Here is a 16,435-nt window from a genome sequence, read left to right as displayed (position 1 = left end):
GGCAGCCCTACCCTGTCGCCGGCGAGGGGGCGGCTGCCAAGGAATCGGCGGCCCCCTTGCCGGAGTCGAGTACGTCCTCGCCGTAGATGTCCCGCAGCCAGTTGGCCTGGTAGACGGTGTCGAGGTAGCGCTCGCCGAGGTCCGGGCCGATGGCCACCGCGGTGAGTTCGTGTGCGTCATGCCGGGCCAACCAGTCCGTCGCGCCGCTGATCACCGTGCCGGTGGAGCCGCCGAACAGGAATCCGCGCCTGGCCAGACGATGGCAGGAACGTATGGTGTCCGCCTCTTTGACACAAATCACCTCGTCGACATAGGACTCGTCGAGCAGCGGCGGGCGCATGCTCATGCCCAGACCGGGAATCATCCGGCGGCCCGGCGAACCGCCGAAGGAAACCGAGCCGACGCTGTCCACCGCGATGATCCGCACCCGCCGGTGCCATCTCCGGAAGTAGCGCGCACAGCCCATCAGGGTCCCGGTGGTGCCGGCTCCGACGAACAGCACGTCCAGCCGCGGGAACTGACGGGCGATCTCCGGCGCGGTCGTGCGGTAGTGCGCCTTCCAGTTGCTCGGATTGGTGTACTGGCTGAGCCACACGTACCGGTCGTCGGAGGCGCACAGCGCGCGGACGTAGTCGAGCCGTGCGCCGAGAAAACCGCCGTTGGCCTCCTGTTCGGCGATCACGTGCACCTGGCTGCCCAACGCCTCCATCATCATTCTGTTCGACAGATTGCCGCGGGAGTCCGTCACACACAGAAACCGGTAGCCCTTGCTCGCCGCGATCACGCTCAGCGCCACGCCGAGGTTTCCGGACGAGGACTCGACCAGGATCGATTCCGGCGTCAGGATTCCATCCCGCTCAGCGGCCTCCACCATCTCGGTCGCGGCCTTCAACTTGATCGAGCCGGCGAAGTTGAAGCCCTCACACTTCAGGAAGAGCGAGTGCCCGAAGATCGACCGGAGGTCGACATAGAGATCCTCCTCGTTGAAGGCGTAGGGAGCGGAAATGACGGGCACGATGGTCTCCTCTGTCTGGAGCAGAGCACTATCGGAACTTCCATCCGGTCGTGGGCGCGTTCCTCGCTTGTGAGGGCGAGACTCCCGTTTCCGACCGGGCGGTACGGGGCCCTGCGCCAGTGGCCGCTGTCTCATGCATCGGGGCCTGCGCGACGTGACCGGTGGTCTCTCCCGGGATCAGCCCTGAAGAGGCCTCCTGGACTCCCGGCCTGCTCATCCGTACCGGCTCAGTTCATGGAAGAAGTCGTCGACGACGTGCAATTCTCCGGAGCGGGCCACTTCGGTGTACACGTACTTGCCCACCGCGAGGTCGAGCACCCCGAGGCCGAAGGGCGAGAACACCACCGGCCGGTCCGCCGGCACCGTCACCCGCCCGGCCATCACGTCGTCCAACGTGCCGAGCAGGAAGTCCCGGCTGCCGGTGAGTTGCTCGGCCAGATGCGGCGAGGTGTCGGCCTTGAGGCAGTGCTCGACGTCATCGACGATGTTGGTGGAGGCGAGCAGGATCTCCGGCGCGAGGTCGCGCAGCGACACATGCAGCACCAGAGGATTGTGTGCGAACCATGACGGCTCACTGACGTGCGGCTGACCGGCGACCGTGGCGAAGACCACCAGGTCGCTGTTTCGGATCAGCTGCTCGGCACTGTCGTGCACGGTGATTCGGCCGGGGGTGCCCGACTGCTCCAGGTAGCAGCGGAAGCCCGCCGCGCTGTCGGCGGACAGGTCGTGTACGCCGATCTCGTCGAACGTCCAGCCGGTGCCGACCAGGAAGGTGTGGATGTAGCGGGCGATCAGGCCCACCCCGAAGAACCCGACGCGCGTCGGGCGCGGCCTCCCTCGGCTGAGCCAGTCGGCCGCCGACGCCGCCGACGCGGCCGTCCGGGTGGCGCTGATGATCGAACTCTCCAGACAGGCGAACGGGTAGCCGGTGTCATGGTCGTTGAGGATCAGCACGGCCGATGCCCTTGGAACTCCGGCCGTCACGTTCTTCGGGAAGCTGGAGATCCACTTCAGGCCGTCCACCCGTGTGTCCCCACCGATCGAGGCGGGCAGCGCGATGATCCGGGAGGACGGGCGGTCGGGGAAACGCAGGAAGTACGACGGCGGGTTCACCGAATCACCGGCCCCGTGCACCCGGTAGGTGGTCTCGACCAACTCCGTGATCCGCTTCTCGCAGCCGTGCAGCGTGCGCCGGACCTGGGCACCGGAGATCACCGCGAACGGTGGCACGGTGACCGTTGCGACGCGTGCGGGCTCTCTCGCGGTGGAATCGACGGTGGTCATCGCGTGGTCACCTCCACGGTCGGCGAGCAGTCGGCCAGACGCACCGGTTCGGCCATGGCGACGAGCACCTCGCGCGGTCCCTCGAAGGGCTCCCTGCTGTGCGCGGTGCGGACGTTGTCGACGAGCATCAGGTCGCCGGCCTGCCACGGTTCGCGTGCGGTGTTCGCCTCGTAGACGCTGTTGAGCAGTTGGACGACGTCCTCGCCGATCGGGTCGCCGTTGCCGAAGCGGGTGTTGAACGGCAACCCGTCGGCGCCGTAGACGTCCACCAAGTACTCGTGCACCTCGGGGGCCATCGTCCACTCGTTGAGGAACGCGATCTGGTTGAACCAGCAGCGTCGGCCGGTGACCGGGTGGCGCACCACGGCGCTGCGGCGCTGTCTGGTGCGCAGTCCGCCGTCGGGCTGCCACTCGAACGCGATGGCGTTGGCGTTGCAGTAGCGCTCGACGGCGCCCCGGTCGTCGGTGCCGAAGGCCTCGGCGACGGACGCGCCGATCTCGTCGTTGTAGCTGCGGGTGAGCAGCCAGCCCTCGCGCTCGAACCGCTCGGTCAACTCGGTGGGCAGTGCGTCCAGCACGGTCGGTGAGTCGGCCACCGCGGTCGCCCCGCCGGTGGTGGGCGCACCGAGACAGGCGAACATCATCAAGCCGGGGAACTCAAGCGTGTAGCTCAGTTCATGGTGCATACACATGGGCTGGTTCGGCGGCCACTTCGATGAGGAGTACACCCCGTCGGAGTAGGTCTGCCGGGGCGCGAAGGCCTCCTGCTCGGTCATCAGACCGGTGGCGAGCTTCGAGAAGACGGCTCCGGTCCCGACCGCATCGCGCAGCCCGAGACCGCGGACCAGGACCGAACCGTGCTCGGCGACGACTGCGCGCAGCGCGTCGCGGTGCTCGGCCGCCCAGGCCGGCGCGTCGCCGGTGGCCTCGGCCCGCACCCGTGGGGGTGCGCCGGAATTCAGTTCCACGTCGACCAGCAACGCCGTGGATGTGAACGACATCTCGTTTTCCTTTCAGCTGACACTCAGGAAGAAGCGGACAATTCGGCGGCGTGCAGCACGGCCTTTGCTGCCTCGACCGGACGGGTACGCAGGAAGTAGTGGCCGCCGTCGGCGAGCTCGTGCAGGTCGACCTGTTCGGCCAGAAGCTGCCAGTCGAGGTACCGGCGCGGGTACTCCGCCGTGCTCGGGTCGTCCGCGGCGACGACCACGGTGACCGGCACGGAGAGCTTCTGCGCCGGCGGGCGCTCCAGGGCATCGGCGAAGTAGTGGTGTGCGGACATGCAGTCGTGTCGGTAGGCGGCGCCGACGTGCTCGGCGTGCTGCGCACCCAGCTCACCGAGCGAGGTGTGGCCGCCGTGCGTGCTCAGGCTCGCGGCGATCTCGGCGTTGCTCCGTCCGGTCAGCTCGGTGATGGTGGCGCGCCGGTCGTCGGCGTCACCGAGCAGTTGCGCGCCGAGGAACACCCGTGGGACGTCCACCCCGCGCTCCCGCAGCCTTCTGGCCGTCTCCACGGCCGGTGCTGTTCCCGAGGAGTGGCCCCACAGCAGGACCCTGGTCAGGCCACGCCCGGTGATCTCGTCGACGACCTGCTCGACCACCTGCGTCATCGGCGCGAGCGGCTCGGTCTCGGCGGCCACGTCGTGACCGGGCAGCTCGACGGCGTAGACCGCCGGCCCACCGTCCGGCAGCGCTGCGGCCATCGGCTGGAAGTTCACCGCGTTGCCGCCGGCGTACGGGAAGCACACCAGGGCTGTGGTCTGCGCACCGGCCGCTTCCGACAGCGGCTGGAGCAGCCCGGCACGCCGCACGGACCTGCCGTCGATCAGCCCGGCCAGATCGGCGAGGATCGGGTGACCGGTGACATCCTTGAGGGACACCGCACGGTCCAGGACGATGGCCAGCTTCACTGCCGACAGCGACGTGCCGCCCCGGTCGAAGAAGTGGTCCCGCCGTCCGATCTGGTCCTGCGGGATGCCGAGGACCTTCGCCCATGCGGCCGCCAACTGCTGTTCGGTCGGCGTGTCCGGCGCGCGGTAGTCGTCCCGGACGACGTCGAGTTCTCCGGCGAGTGCCTGCAGGGTCCTTCTGTCGATCTTGCTGTTGGCCGTCAGCGGCAGAGTCTTCCGCCAGTGAAAGGCCGACGGGACCATGTACGCGGGCAGCGACTCACCGAGCCGGTCCAGCAGGACGTCGGCCTCGAGCGGCCGCCGACCGGAATAGAACGCCACCAGGTGCTTGCTCCGGTCGGCCCGCTCGGCGACCACGACCGCACCGTCGCGAACACCGGGCACCTGCAACAGGGTGTTCTCGATCTCGCCGATCTCGATCCGGAAGCCACGGATCTTCACCTGGGTGTCGCGGCGGCCGAGGAACTCCAGCTTTCCCGCGGGCGTCCAGCGGCCGTAGTCGCCGCCCCGGTAGAGGCGGGCGTTCTCACGGTGTGGATCGGCCAGGTAGGCCTGCCGGGTGCGCTCGGGGTCGTTGACGTATCCCCGGCCGACGCAGACGCCGGAGAAGACGATCAGGCCGGGGGCACCGAGCGGCACCGGGATCAGGTGCTCGTCGACGACGTAGACGTGCACGTTGTTGACCGCGGGGCCCAGCAGGACCCGGTCTCCGTCGGGCACGCGGTCCATGACCTCGTGGTTGGTGTCGTCCGAGGTCTCGGTCAGCCCGTAGGCGTTGACCAGCTTGATCCCGGGCTGGGCGGCGAACCAGCGCTGCACGAGCTCCTTTTTCAGCGCCTCGCCCGTGACCGACACGCACCGCAGGTCCGGCAGCTCGCGGGGGTGCTGCTTCAGCCAGGACACGACCACGTCCAGGTAGGAGGGGACTACCTGGAGGACGGCGACCCGGCCGTCGACGATCTTGTCGACGAACCGCTGGACGTTCAGGATCACCTCCTGCTCCACGAGGAGGGTCCGTCCCCCGACCAGGAGCCCGGACACCAACTGCCACAGCGAGATGTCGAAGCATTGGGGTGCGGTCTGGGCGACCACCTGTCCCTCGCTGATCTCCAGGTCGTCGATCTTGGCGTAGAGGTGGTTCAGCATGCCCGCGTGCTCGCACATCGCGCCCTTGGGCTCACCTGTGGAGCCGGAGGTGAAGTAGATGTAGGCGAGCCGGTCCGGTGCGATGTGGAGGCCCAGATCGTCGTCGTCGTGGTCTTCCTCGTAGGCTGCGCCGACGAAGAGCTTCTGGACCCCGGACAGCGAGTCGAGGGCCTGGTCGAGCGCGGAGGTGCTGCCGGGTTCGGTCAGCACGAGCCCGCATGCGGCACGGGAGAGCATGGTCGCGAGACGGTCGGCCGGGAAATGCGGCTCGATGGGCAGATACACACCGCCGGCCTTGAAGACCGCGAGGACGGCGGCCATCCAGTCCAGGTTGCGCTCGGTCACCACTGCGACGACACCTTCGGGGCGCAGCCCCCGCGCCAGCAGGGCTCGTCCCACCCGGTTGGCGCGCGCGTTGAGTTCCCGATAGGTCAGTTGCTGCTTCCCATGCACCGCGGCGACGGCGTCCGGGTGTGCCGCCACCCGCTGCTCGAACAGTTCGTGGAACCGGTGGTCCGGCAGTTCCCGGCGTGGACCGGCGAGTGATTCGAGCTGGAAATGGAGTTCCTCGGCGGAGAGCAGGTTCTGCCGCCCGTGCTCGGCGTCCGGATCGGCGGCGATCAGTGCGAGTGCGGTGAGGTGATAGCCGGCGATCCTGACGGCGCAGTCCTCGTCGAGCGCGTCGGTCCGATGGCGCAGCCGCAGCACGAGGTGGCCGTCGCGTTGGGAGAATCCCACCCACAGCAGGGTGCTGTCGGCGACTTCACCGCCCACGCCGTGCGGATCGAACACGGCCTCGATCGACGGCTCCGCCAGGCCCAGCTCGCACCTGAGCTCATCGACCGGGCAGTCCTTGTGCGACAGCAGGTCCGACGCGACTCGATGAGTGTCCAGCAGCAGTGCCCGCCACGAGTCGGGCTCGGTCGTCAGCCGGCAGAGCAGCGGTCGGCCCCCCTCCTCGGTGACGTATCCGGTGGCGACCTCGCGCTCGCCGGACAGCGCGGCGAGCACCTTGGAGTGCGCTGCCAACAACACCGAGCCGAGCGGTAGCGCCAGGTCCTCGGCCAGTCGGCCCAACGCCGCGACGACGTCGTCCGGGATCGGCGCCTCGTGTTCGCCGATGCCCTTCACCGGATCGAGCGTCCACCGCGGGATTTCGGTGAATCCACCGGCGACGAGCACATCGCGCCAGTACTCCCGGTCGGCCCGGGCTTGCATTCCCATCTGGTCGTCCCTCTCCGTTCGCCTTCGTCACCGTGCTGTTCAGCGCCGACAAGGGCGGAGCCGCTATCCCGTCCGCGTCACCGCCTCGGGCTGATCAGGGGCATCTCGCATCTCCGCGGCGGGGTTTCCTCCCCAGCGCGCGTGCTGCGGGACCTCCTCGCCCTTCATGAGGAAGGAGTCGGGTGCGAGCACCGCGCCCGTGCCCATCGTCACGCCGTAATGGACGTGGGCGCCCACGCCGATGGTGCAACCGGCGCCGAGGGTGCTGCGATCGGATTTGAAGGTGCCGTCCTCCTGCGAGTGGCACTGGATCTTGCTTCCCGCATTGAGCGTGCAGTCGTTCCCGATGGCGGTGAGCGTCCGCTCCGTCAGATAGCAGCCGTCGTCGAAGACCCTGCTGCCGATCCGAACCCCCAGCATCCGCCAGATCACGTTCTTGAAGGGGGTCCCGTTGAAGATGTCGAGGTAGTTGTCGGGCACCTTCCAGAGGCGCTCGTGCCACCAGAAGTAGGGGTCGTAGATGGAGCACACCTGCGGTTGCAGCGCGCGGAATGCCGCGATGCCGCGCTCCACCAGTACGAGGTAGACGGCGGTGAACCCGAGGCTGAGCACCAGGAACGCGGCGATCAGCACATGCCCGTAGGAGTCGTACAGCTCGGCGCTCGCCAGGCCGAGCATCGTGAGCACGAAGAAGTGCAGCCACCGCACGAGCAGGAAGAAGATCATCGAGCGGATGTTGTAGTGGTTCTTCGCAGCGAGGTTGTGGCGCAACGTGTCGCCGGCGCGCAGATGGTCGAACCGGGAATCGCGCTCGACGGAGCGGGGAATGTCGAAGCACGGCGAACCGAGCAGGCCCACCCCCTCGCGCACCTCGCCTTCGAGCGGAACCATCACCTTCGTCGCGAGGAGACAGTTCTCACCCGTCCTGGCCCCCGAGGGATAGGCGATGTTGTTCCCGAGGAAGTTGTGTGACCCGATCGAGGCCCGGGACACCCGGAAGGACGTGCTCGAATAGTCGGCGTTGATGATGGAGAGCCCGTCGGCGACCATCGTTCCGCTCCCGACCGAGCACAGGAACGGGGTCTCGTGCTGCACTTCCGTGCCGAAGTTCGACCCCGTCTGCTCGACCCGGGACAAGTCGTATCCGATGCCGCGCAAGTAGTGGACGATGTAGGAGCTGTCCCCCAACAGCCATGCGAAGAACTTGATGTTGGTCATGCGCCCGATCGCCCGGTGAGCCGAGTAGTGAAACCCGTACAGCGGATAGATCTTGTCCGGCTTGACGACGAGGTTGATCAGGCGCGGAACGGTGAACATCACGGCCAGGCCCACGACGACGAAGCCGAAGAACAGCAGCAGGGAAAGGACCAGCGCGTCGATGCAGAGGTCCAGTGCCGTGAGCTCCGCCGTGCCGGGGCTCAGCCGGTTGTGCAGCGCCGGGACCAGGGTCACCAGCATGTACGTGCCCCCGACGGACAGTGGCACGTAGAGGAGCAACAGCTGGAGCACGGTGATGAGGCCGAAGCCGGCCCGGCGCAGCGTGCCGCATGGGGCCGGCCCGATCCTCAGGTAGTCGTGCTGCGTGAGCTGTGCCGGGGACCCGTGCCAGTGCTGACCGTCCGGGACCGCCTGGCCGCTGTACAGCGTGGACGTGTGTCCGAGTTGGGCCCCGTCGCCCATCGACGTGTCGATGTCGAGCACGGTCTTCTCTCCGATGAACACGTCCCGGCCGAGCGTGACCCGGCCGGTCTGGATACGCCCGGCGTGTGCCCGGTAGCAGAGGAAGAACGAGTCTTTGCGGATCACGGTGCCGGCGCCGACCGTGAAGAGGTCGGTGCACACCGGAACGCTGTGGGAGAGGATCGTGACCCCTTTGCCGATCCGTGCGCCCAGCGCTCGCAGGTACAGCACGTACAGGGGATTGCCGACGAAGAAGATCATCGGGTTGGCGTGGATCAGCACTTTGACGGTCCAGAAGCGCAGATAGGTCAGACCCCAGACCGGGAAGTCTCGTGGTGTCCACCGGCCGATGAGGAGCCATTTGGCTGCGATGGGGAAGGTGCACAGACCGACGAAGACGATGCCTCCGAAGACGAACGATCGCAGGTAGACATCGATCACACCCGACCCGGCGGAGACCCATGCGTAGCCTCGGGCGGCAACAAGTCCGGCGAGGAAGGAGTATCCCAGGAAAAGCAGGAACTGCAGGGTTCCGCAGAGGGCGTACCGCACCGTGCCGATGGGGGTCACCACCTCGGACGGCGCCGGGACCGACGGCTCGACGGGGGCGGCGTTCGCGAGCCCCGTCGCCAGACTGCGGATCGTCGGGTGCCGGTAGATGTCCTTCATCGACGCCGAGGGAAGGTCCGCCCGCTTCCTGACTCGTGCGCAGAAATGTGCCATCACCAATGAGTTGGCGCCGAGGTCGTCGAAGAAATGGCTGTCGATCGACACCCGTTCGACGCACATGACGTCGGCCAGCACCTCGGCGAGGTCTTTCTCGATGCCGGTCTCCGGACTGGTGAACCTGCTTGTATCGATTGCGGATTCATCAGGTCCGGGCGTCAAGACATCGAGGGATTTCTCCTCCATGCGAGCTCCTTGAGGAACTTTCGAGCGCCGTCGCCATTACGGTGGGCGCTCCGTACTCGCGCTTTTCGATGGCTGGAGCGAGTGGTCCGGGAATCACGAGGTCGGGGTCTGCTGTCCGGATCCCGAACCGCTGCCTCAGTCTTAGCTGTCCACCGGCGGGCTGCCACTCGAACTCGGTCGCATTGGCCCAGCAGTGGCCCTTCCGGTTCACTCCTTGCCCGGGGTCCTGCCCGGCGGGACGGCGATGAGTTGCGCGTGCGTCTCGCCGTGCTGCATGCGAGTGGTCCGTTCCTGATCCGGGAGGAGTTGCGCCGGGGTGCGGGGCGGTGGCGGTACCCCGGCCGTGCCGGTGCCCGAGGGGGAGACCGCCGTGACCTGGGGCGGGGATATCCGGGTGATGTCGGTGGTCGGGTTGCTGCCGAATGTCACTTTGGTCGTGGGGGCGGGTTCGTTCCTGTGATGGTCACCAGGGTTCCGCCACCGGTGGAGCCCTGGTTGGGAAAGAGGCATGTACAACGCTCCTTGTTCTCCGATGGAACATACGGGGACCGGTGGAACGCGCCCGGCCCAAGCGTTCGGCTTCCGCAGGAAAGGTCGGTTGTCGACGACGTGAATTGACGCCGTGCGGAGCGCGCAGTTGTTGGAATTGCCGAGAGTCCGGGGAGGCGGGCGTATAAGGCCGCGGCCCGGGCCCCGGCTGCCGGAACTTCTTCTCGGGCACGGAGAAGAACCGGCAAGCGCTGTCTGTTTTCAACTTCCTCGGCTGGGGATGGGCGGCCCGCCCGTTCACCATTTCAGTGACCCACAGGGGGATTTGAGCGGCAAGGCTCGTAACCTCGTATCACTCGAAGGTGGTAGTTGTCCGTCTTGTGCGAGCGGATTTCACGTTCGGGCGAATTGGCACCGCCGGATGGCCACGGGCCTGCGCCATCTCGATGTGGATTCAAGCCGAACGGGCTGGTCACGTCCGGCCGGGGCCGATGCAGCGGCTGCTGCGCCACGCCCGCCGGGACCCGGATGCCGTCCGTGACGACATCCGCATCCACGCTGTCGAACACCTCGGCACGGAGACAGGTGTCCAGCAGCAGTACACCGGCGTCGCGGGACGCATCGAGAACGCCCGGGTCGGCGTGTTCCTCGCCTGCGCCACCAGCGGGTGACGGGCACTGATCGACCGTCGACTCGACCTGCCCGAGCACTCCTGGTGCACCGGTCCCGAGCGCCGCCGGGCGGCCGGGATGTCCGAGACGGTGCGGTTCGCGACCGAGCCCCGTCCGGCCCGGGAGATGATCGCCGCCGCGCTGGATGCCGGGGTGGAGGCGCCGTGAGTGACCGGCGACGAAGCCTACGCAGTCACTACCGACGACGCTGCGCCGACGAACCTGCTGGACAGGCCGCGAAACCGCACTGGAGTACTGAGGGCTGTCCCGTCCTTGGGCGCTCCCGGGAAGTGGCTCGCCCTACGCCTCTCATATTCCTGATATGTCGCCAGGTAAGTCGGCATCTGATCTCCGGGTCCGACACGTGCCAGTGTAAGGTGAAGAACGCCCCTGACCTGCAGAAAGCTGGCAGGGAGCCGTCTTCCAGGAGTCCAAAATGCTGCGTACTCTGTTCAAGTCCAAGATCCACCGGGCCACCGTGACCCACGCCGACCTCCACTATGTCGGCTCCGTCACCGTCGACGCCGATCTGATGGAGGCGGCGGACCTGCTGCCGGGCGAGTTGGTGCACATCGTCGACATCGACAACGGCGCCCGGCTGGAGACGTACGTCATCGAGGGCGAGCGGGGTTCCGGCGTCATCGGCGTCAACGGTGCCGCCGCGCATCTCGTGCACCCCGGCGACCTGGTCATTCTCATCAGCTACGCGCAGGTCGACGACGTCGAGGCGCGTACGCTGACGCCGCGCGTCGTGCACGTGGACGCGGACAACCGTATCGTCGGGCTCGGTGCCGACGCCGCCGAGCCCGTACCGGACGCCGCCACCGGGCGGAGTCCGTACGCCGTTCCCGCGGGGCGCCGGTCGTAACCGTCCCACCAGCGAGGAGCACCCACCGTGGCAGAAGAGACCGGCCGGACCGAGGTCGACATCGAGATCCGTGACGACCGCGCGGGTGGCAACCTGCTCGCGTACGAGAACGGCGGGGCCGCCGGAGTCATCGCGTACTTCGTGATGGAGGGCGAGCCCGCCGCGCTCGTCGCCGTGCACACCGTCGTCGAGCCCGGCCACGAGGGCAAGGGCATCGCGGGCGCCCTCGTCCGGGAGTTCTACGCCATGGCCGACAGGGAAGGGGTTCCCGTCGTCCCGCTCTGCCCGTACGCGGCGAAGTGGGCGCTGCGCCACCCCGATCTGGCGCCCGTGCCCCCGGCCGAACTCGTGGAGCGGGCGAAGGAGCAGCTCAAGTCGCACCCCGAGCTGTAGCGAAGGCCGTCGGTCACCGGCCCGTGACGGTTGCCGCCCCGCTCACGCGGGCCGTACCGTTCGGTCGGTGACGCTCGCGCTTCTGCACACCTCCCCGGTCCACGTCCCGGTCTTCGACGCGCTCCGCGACGCGGACCATCCCGGACTCGTCCTGCGGCATCTCGTGGACGAGGACCTGCTGCGCCGGGCCGGGGACCGTGGACCCGGCGCGGTGTCGGGCGAGATACGGGAACGGCTCACGGACGCCGTCGGCGCGGGCGCCACGGCCGTGCTCTGCACCTGCTCGACGATCGGCGGGGTGGCGGAGTCGACGGCGCAGGAGGTCGGCGCCCCGGTGCTGCGGGTCGACCGGCCGATGGCGGCGGCCGCCGTACGGCACGAGCGGGTGGTGGTGCTCGCCGCGCTGGCCGCCACGCTGGCGCCGACCCTCGCGCTGCTCGCCGAGGAGGCGGGGGAGCGGTCCGTCGACGTGCGTCCCGTCCTGGTGGAGGGGGCCTGGGAGCGCTTCATGGCCGGTGACCGTGACGGCTTCCTGGACCTCGTCGCGGCAGCGGCCGACGCGGTGACGGACGCCGATGCGATCGTGCTGGCCCAGGCGTCCATGGCCGACGCCGCCGAACGCGCGAACACCCCGGTCCCGGTGCTGTCCAGCCCTCGATCCGGCCTGGCCGCGGCGGCGGCCGTCGCGCGCTGACCCGTCGGTGTCCGGGCGGCGGAGCCGTGGCAGCCGTCGACCCGGACGGATCATTCGGAACCCGTCCGCATGGGCTCACCGGGCGCCGGTGGCCGCTCCGGGGGACGGTGGAAGGAGATCCACCACGAAGCGCTCGGAGACCCGTGATGACCAACCCGTACCCCGACCCCGTGCCACCGGCGCCCACCCCCGGGCCGATGCCCGAGCCGCCGCCGATGCCGCAGCCACCACCGGTACCGCCCGGACCCGTACCGCCCGGTCCGGCACCCGACCCCATTCCGCAGCCACCCGCTCCGAACCCCGAGCCCGTGCCGGAGCCGGAGCCGTCGCCGCACCCGCCCGGCTGATCGCCGCCGGACGCGGCGCAGCGGGCGCGCACCGGCCCGTCCGGTCGGTGCGCGCCCGCCGTGTGCCGGGTCCGCGCGCGCCGCTCGCACGGGTGCGCGTCGGCCGACCGGTGTCCTGGGCCCGGCTGCCCCGGGCGAGGCCCGCGGTCGCGGGACGGTCCGTCAGGCGATGATCGGGACCACGGCCTCGGGGGTGAGCATCCGGAACACGAACGACTGGTGGAAGTAGAGGTGGATGCCGTTCGCGTCGTGGTCCTGGTAGCCGATCGACAGGTCCTGGCCCAGACGCAGTTCGAAGTCGCCGCCCCGGGTCGACAGCAACACACCGCCCTTGACGGCGGGCGCCCACAGGATCTGGTCGTCGAGCAGCCGGGCCAGATGGGTGGCCACCGGGTACCCGTGGTCGGACGTCTCGGTCGCCTCGGTGAAGGCGTCGGCGCCGAGCAGCAGCCGGTACGGCCCGTCGACACCGGCCAGGCGCAGCTGGGTCAGTGCCTGGCTCACGGTGGCCGGGTAGTCGCGAGCATCGGCCGGCAGGGCCAGCGGCGGGTGCGAGGAGCCGTCCCGGAGTCCGGTGACGCCCGCCGACGCGTATCCGTCGATGATCGTCATGTCCTCGGCGAACGCGCACGTGCGGGCCGCTTCCTTGACGGGCTGCCAGTCGCTGTCGTCGGAACCGCGCTCGACGTCGTCCACGGCAGCCCGCGTCACGGTGAAGGGCACCCGCCACTCGATCACGGGCATCGAGGTACGGGCCCGCGCGATCACATCGGGCGTCGGCGGGTCGATGCCGCGCAGATGACCGTCGCCGACGGCCGCCAGCTCCGGTCCGGCCGGTGCGGTGACGTCGACGACGCGGCGCCCCGCCACATGGCGCCTGAAGGTGCGCCGGGCCTCTTCCTCGATCTGGGCCCAGGCGGCTTCGGTGACGGGGGCGAGTTCGCGGTGGAGGTTGTTCATCACTGGGCGCTTTCGTGCAGGCTGCCGATGTGCAGCGATCCGTCGTCCGGCCGGATCGCGGCCGGGTCCTGTGCCGGCACGGGCACCGGTTCGGACGGGGTCCCGGCCGCGGCGGGCGACGGCGGCGGGTCGGCGAAGAACCCGGCGCCGGGGGCGTAGAACAGCGTGCCGGTGACCGCCGTCGAGAAGTCGAGGATGCGGTCGTGCGTACCGGGCGGATCGCCCAGGAACATGTTGCGGAGCATCCGCTCGGTCACGTCCGGGTCGGCCGCGTAGCCGATGAAGTACGTGCCGAACTCGCCCTGCCCGAAGCTGCCGAACGGCATGTTGGCACGGAGGATCTCGCGGGCGGTGCCGTCCGGATCGGTGATCGTGTTGAGGGCGACATGGGAGTCGGCGGGTTTGACGTCGTCGGGGAGCTCGACATCGGTGAACTTGGTACGGCCGATGACGCGTTCCTGTTCCTCGGTGCTCAGTGCGTTCCAGGCCGCGAGGTCGTGCACGTACTTCTGCACGACGACGTAACTCCCGCCGGCGAAGTCGGGATCCTCGGCGCCCACCAGGGCCGCCGACCGGGCGTCCGCGCCGACGGGGTTCTCGGTGCCGTCGACGAAACCGAGCAGATCCCGGTGGTCGAAGTAGCGGAACCCCTGTGTCTCGTCCACCACGCGCACCGCGGGGCCGAGCCGGTCGAGCAGCTGGGCCGCCCATTCGTAGCACACGTCCATGCGCTCGGCCCGGACGTGGAACAGCAGATCCCCGGGGGTGGACGGGGCATGGTGCCGGGTGCCGCGCAGTTCCCGGAACGGATGCAGATCGGCGGGGCGTGGCCCCGCGAACAGCCGGTCCCACACATCGGAACCGAAACCGGTGACGGTGGCCGGAGAGGCGTCCGGGAACCGGAACCCGATGGAGCGGGCGATCGTCGGCAGATCCGGCAGCACCTCGCGCACGACGCTCTCACCACCGGGTTCGACCGTGGCGACCAGGATCAGCGCGGCGCTGGTCAACGGTGCGACCACGGGCTGGGCGGCGACGGGTTCGGATTCCGGTGGGGCGTCGGGCATGCGGGGGCTCCAGGAGGGGCGGTGGACGCGGCTTCGGGTGCGCGGACGTGCACACGCACTGCTTCGAGGGCGTGCGCGTGGAGGCGTCCGCTGCCACTTACCCACACCTTCGGCACCTCCGCATCCCGGGAGTGCCCGGACGAGTGGCGCCGGTCCGGGCCCGCCGCGTCCGCGGGTCCCGCCGTGCCCCAGTTCCGCCGTCCGCAGGTCCCGCCGTAATACCGTGACGTCGTGATGCCGCGCCGCCGCGCTGTTGCGCGGATCCGCGGCGGGGCATCCCGGTCAGCCTGCTTCGACCTCCGAACGGTCCCCGCCCCAGAGCGTGTGGAAAGAGCCCGGGCGGTCCGCGCGCCGGTACGTGTGCGCGCCGAAGAAGTCGCGCTGTCCCTGCGTCAGCGCGGCGGGCAGCCGGTCCGCGCGCAGCCCGTCGTAGTACGCGAGCGCGGCGGCGAACCCGGGGGTCGGCACGCCCTGCCGGGCCGCCTCGGCGACGACCGCGCGCCAGTCGTCCTGCGCCGCGCCGATCTCCTGGGCGAACCGCTCGTCGGAGAGCAGGCTCAGCAGTTCGGGGCGGGCGTCGTACGCCGCCCGGATCCGGTCCAGGAACGCGGCCCGGATGATGCACCCGGCCCGCCAGATGCCCGCCACCGCACCGAGATCGATGTTCCAGTCGTAGGTCTCGCTGCCCATCCTGATCTGGTGGAAGCCCTGCGTGTACGAGACGATCTTGGACGCGTACAGCGCCTGTTCCACGCGGTCGGCGAAGGCTGCTGCCGGGGCCTCGTCGAGCGGTGCGGCGGTCGGCCCGCTCAGGTCCTTCGCCGCCTCGCGCAGATCCGTGTGCCCCGACAGCGAGCGGGCGAAGACGGCCTCCGCGATACCGGAGACGGGGACCCCGAGGTCGAGTGCGATCTGCACCGTCCAGCGGCCGGTGCCCTTCTGTTCCGCCCGGTCCTGCACGATGTCGACGAACGGCTTCCCGGTGACCGCGTCGGTGTGGGCGAGGACCTCCGCCGTGATCTCGATCAGATAGGAGTCGAGACGGCCGGTGTTCCAGCGGCGGAAGGTCTCGGCGATCCGCTCCGGGGAGTAACCGGCCACCTGGCGCAGCAGGTCGTACGCCTCCGCGATCAGTTGCATGTCGGCGTACTCGATGCCGTTGTGGACCATCTTCACGAAGTGCCCGGCGCCGTCCGGGCCGATGTGAGTGGTGCACGGTGTGCCGTCCTTCGCCTTGGCGGCGATCCTCTCCAGCATCGGCCCCAGCGACTCGTACGACTGCGCGGAACCACCGGGCATGATGCTCGGCCCGTGCAGCGCGCCCTCCTCGCCGCCGGAGATGCCCACGCCCACGAAGTGGATGCCCCGCCCGCGCAGTTGCCTCTCCCGGCGGCGGGTGTCCTCGAAGTGCGCGTTGCCGCCGTCGATGACGACGTCGCCCTCTTCGAGGAGCGGGGCGAACTCCTGGATGACGGCGTCCGTCGGATCGCCCGCCTTCACCATGATGAACACCCGGCGCGGACGTTCCAGCGCCGCGACGAACTCCTGCGGCGTGCGCGCGGCCACGAAGGAACCCTCGTTCCCGAACTCCTCGACCAGGGCGTCCGTCTTCGACGTCGTCCGGTTGTGCACGGCGACCTGGAAGCCGTTGCGGGCGAAGTTGCGAGCGAGGTTGCGGCCCATGACCGCCAGCCCCGTGACGCCGATCTGTGCGGTACCGCTCATCAGTGTGTGCTCCGCAATCCGTGTCGGGAACCGGGTTCTTCAGTATGGGCG

The 16,435-nt window shown here is 69.2% G+C and carries 12 protein-coding genes and 1 pseudogene; 4 read left to right on the top strand and 9 right to left on the bottom strand.

What is annotated here, in order from left to right; all coding sequences use genetic code 11:
- Positions 1-7 precede the first annotated feature (7 nt).
- From sbnA to AMK22_RS39885, 6 genes are all read right to left on the bottom strand, one after another.
- On the bottom strand, positions 8-1,015 hold the full coding sequence (gene sbnA, locus AMK22_RS00770) for a 2,3-diaminopropionate biosynthesis protein SbnA (RefSeq protein ID WP_073781231.1): 1,008 nt from the start codon (positions 1,013-1,015) through the stop codon (positions 8-10).
- 213 nt (positions 1,016-1,228) lie between these two features.
- Positions 1,229-2,299: a 2,3-diaminopropionate biosynthesis protein SbnB gene (sbnB, locus tag AMK22_RS00765; protein ID WP_073781230.1), complete on the bottom strand. Its 1,071-nt coding sequence runs from the start codon at positions 2,297-2,299 to the stop codon at positions 1,229-1,231.
- The gene (locus tag AMK22_RS00760) at positions 2,296-3,300 is read right to left on the bottom strand and encodes a TauD/TfdA family dioxygenase (RefSeq protein WP_073781229.1); all 1,005 of its coding nucleotides are present in this window, start codon (positions 3,298-3,300) and stop codon (positions 2,296-2,298) included. Before AMK22_RS00760 ends, sbnB begins: the two co-directional genes overlap by 4 nt.
- Before the next feature lie 23 nt (positions 3,301-3,323).
- The gene (locus tag AMK22_RS00755; RefSeq protein WP_073781228.1) at positions 3,324-6,578 is read right to left on the bottom strand and encodes a non-ribosomal peptide synthetase; all 3,255 of its coding nucleotides are present in this window, start codon (positions 6,576-6,578) and stop codon (positions 3,324-3,326) included.
- A 63-nt stretch (positions 6,579-6,641) separates the two neighbouring features.
- Positions 6,642-9,170: a Pls/PosA family non-ribosomal peptide synthetase gene (locus AMK22_RS00750; protein ID WP_073781227.1), complete on the bottom strand. Its 2,529-nt coding sequence runs from the start codon at positions 9,168-9,170 to the stop codon at positions 6,642-6,644.
- A gap of 207 nt (positions 9,171-9,377) precedes the next feature.
- A complete protein-coding gene (locus tag AMK22_RS39885) occupies positions 9,378-9,599 on the bottom strand; it encodes a hypothetical protein (protein WP_073781226.1) in 222 nt (73 codons plus the stop codon).
- Positions 9,600-10,108: 509 nt separating this feature from the next.
- On the opposite strand from AMK22_RS39885, the pseudogene AMK22_RS42205 reads away from it, so the two are divergent.
- The 4 genes and pseudogenes from AMK22_RS42205 to AMK22_RS00725 form a co-directional block, all read left to right on the top strand.
- Positions 10,109-10,495: pseudogene (locus AMK22_RS42205) on the top strand (transposase); the annotation flags it as partial.
- Between the two features lie 271 nt (positions 10,496-10,766).
- Positions 10,767-11,198, top strand: a complete 432-nt coding sequence (gene panD, locus AMK22_RS00735) for an aspartate 1-decarboxylase (protein ID WP_073781224.1) — start codon at positions 10,767-10,769, stop codon at positions 11,196-11,198.
- A gap of 27 nt (positions 11,199-11,225) precedes the next feature.
- Positions 11,226-11,591: a GNAT family N-acetyltransferase gene (locus AMK22_RS00730; RefSeq protein WP_073781223.1), complete on the top strand. Its 366-nt coding sequence runs from the start codon at positions 11,226-11,228 to the stop codon at positions 11,589-11,591.
- Between the two features lie 67 nt (positions 11,592-11,658).
- The gene (locus AMK22_RS00725) at positions 11,659-12,285 is read left to right on the top strand and encodes an aspartate/glutamate racemase family protein (protein WP_073781222.1); all 627 of its coding nucleotides are present in this window, start codon (positions 11,659-11,661) and stop codon (positions 12,283-12,285) included.
- Between the two features lie 509 nt (positions 12,286-12,794).
- On the opposite strand, the gene AMK22_RS00715 is transcribed toward AMK22_RS00725, so the two are convergent.
- The 3 genes from AMK22_RS00715 to gndA all read right to left on the bottom strand — a co-directional run bounded on the left by AMK22_RS00715 (position 12,795) and on the right by gndA (position 16,384).
- Entirely contained in the window at positions 12,795-13,592 is a 798-nt protein-coding gene (locus AMK22_RS00715) for a family 1 encapsulin nanocompartment shell protein (RefSeq protein ID WP_073781220.1), read from the bottom strand.
- On the bottom strand, positions 13,592-14,659 hold the full coding sequence (locus tag AMK22_RS00710; RefSeq protein WP_073781219.1) for a Dyp-type peroxidase: 1,068 nt from the start codon (positions 14,657-14,659) through the stop codon (positions 13,592-13,594). The genes AMK22_RS00715 and AMK22_RS00710 overlap by 1 nt, the downstream gene beginning before the upstream one ends.
- Positions 14,660-14,941: 282 nt before the next feature.
- Positions 14,942-16,384 carry an NADP-dependent phosphogluconate dehydrogenase gene (gene gndA, locus AMK22_RS00705; protein ID WP_073781218.1) on the bottom strand — a complete coding sequence of 481 codons (1,443 nt, stop codon included), beginning with the start codon at positions 16,382-16,384 and terminating at the stop codon, positions 14,942-14,944.
- Positions 16,385-16,435: the final 51 nt, after the last annotated feature.

Origin of the sequence: Streptomyces sp. CB01580, assembly GCF_001905795.1 — a bacterium.
In the GTDB taxonomy this organism is placed as follows: domain Bacteria; phylum Actinomycetota; class Actinomycetes; order Streptomycetales; family Streptomycetaceae; genus Streptomyces.
This window is presented reverse-complemented; position numbering and strand designations above follow the sequence as displayed.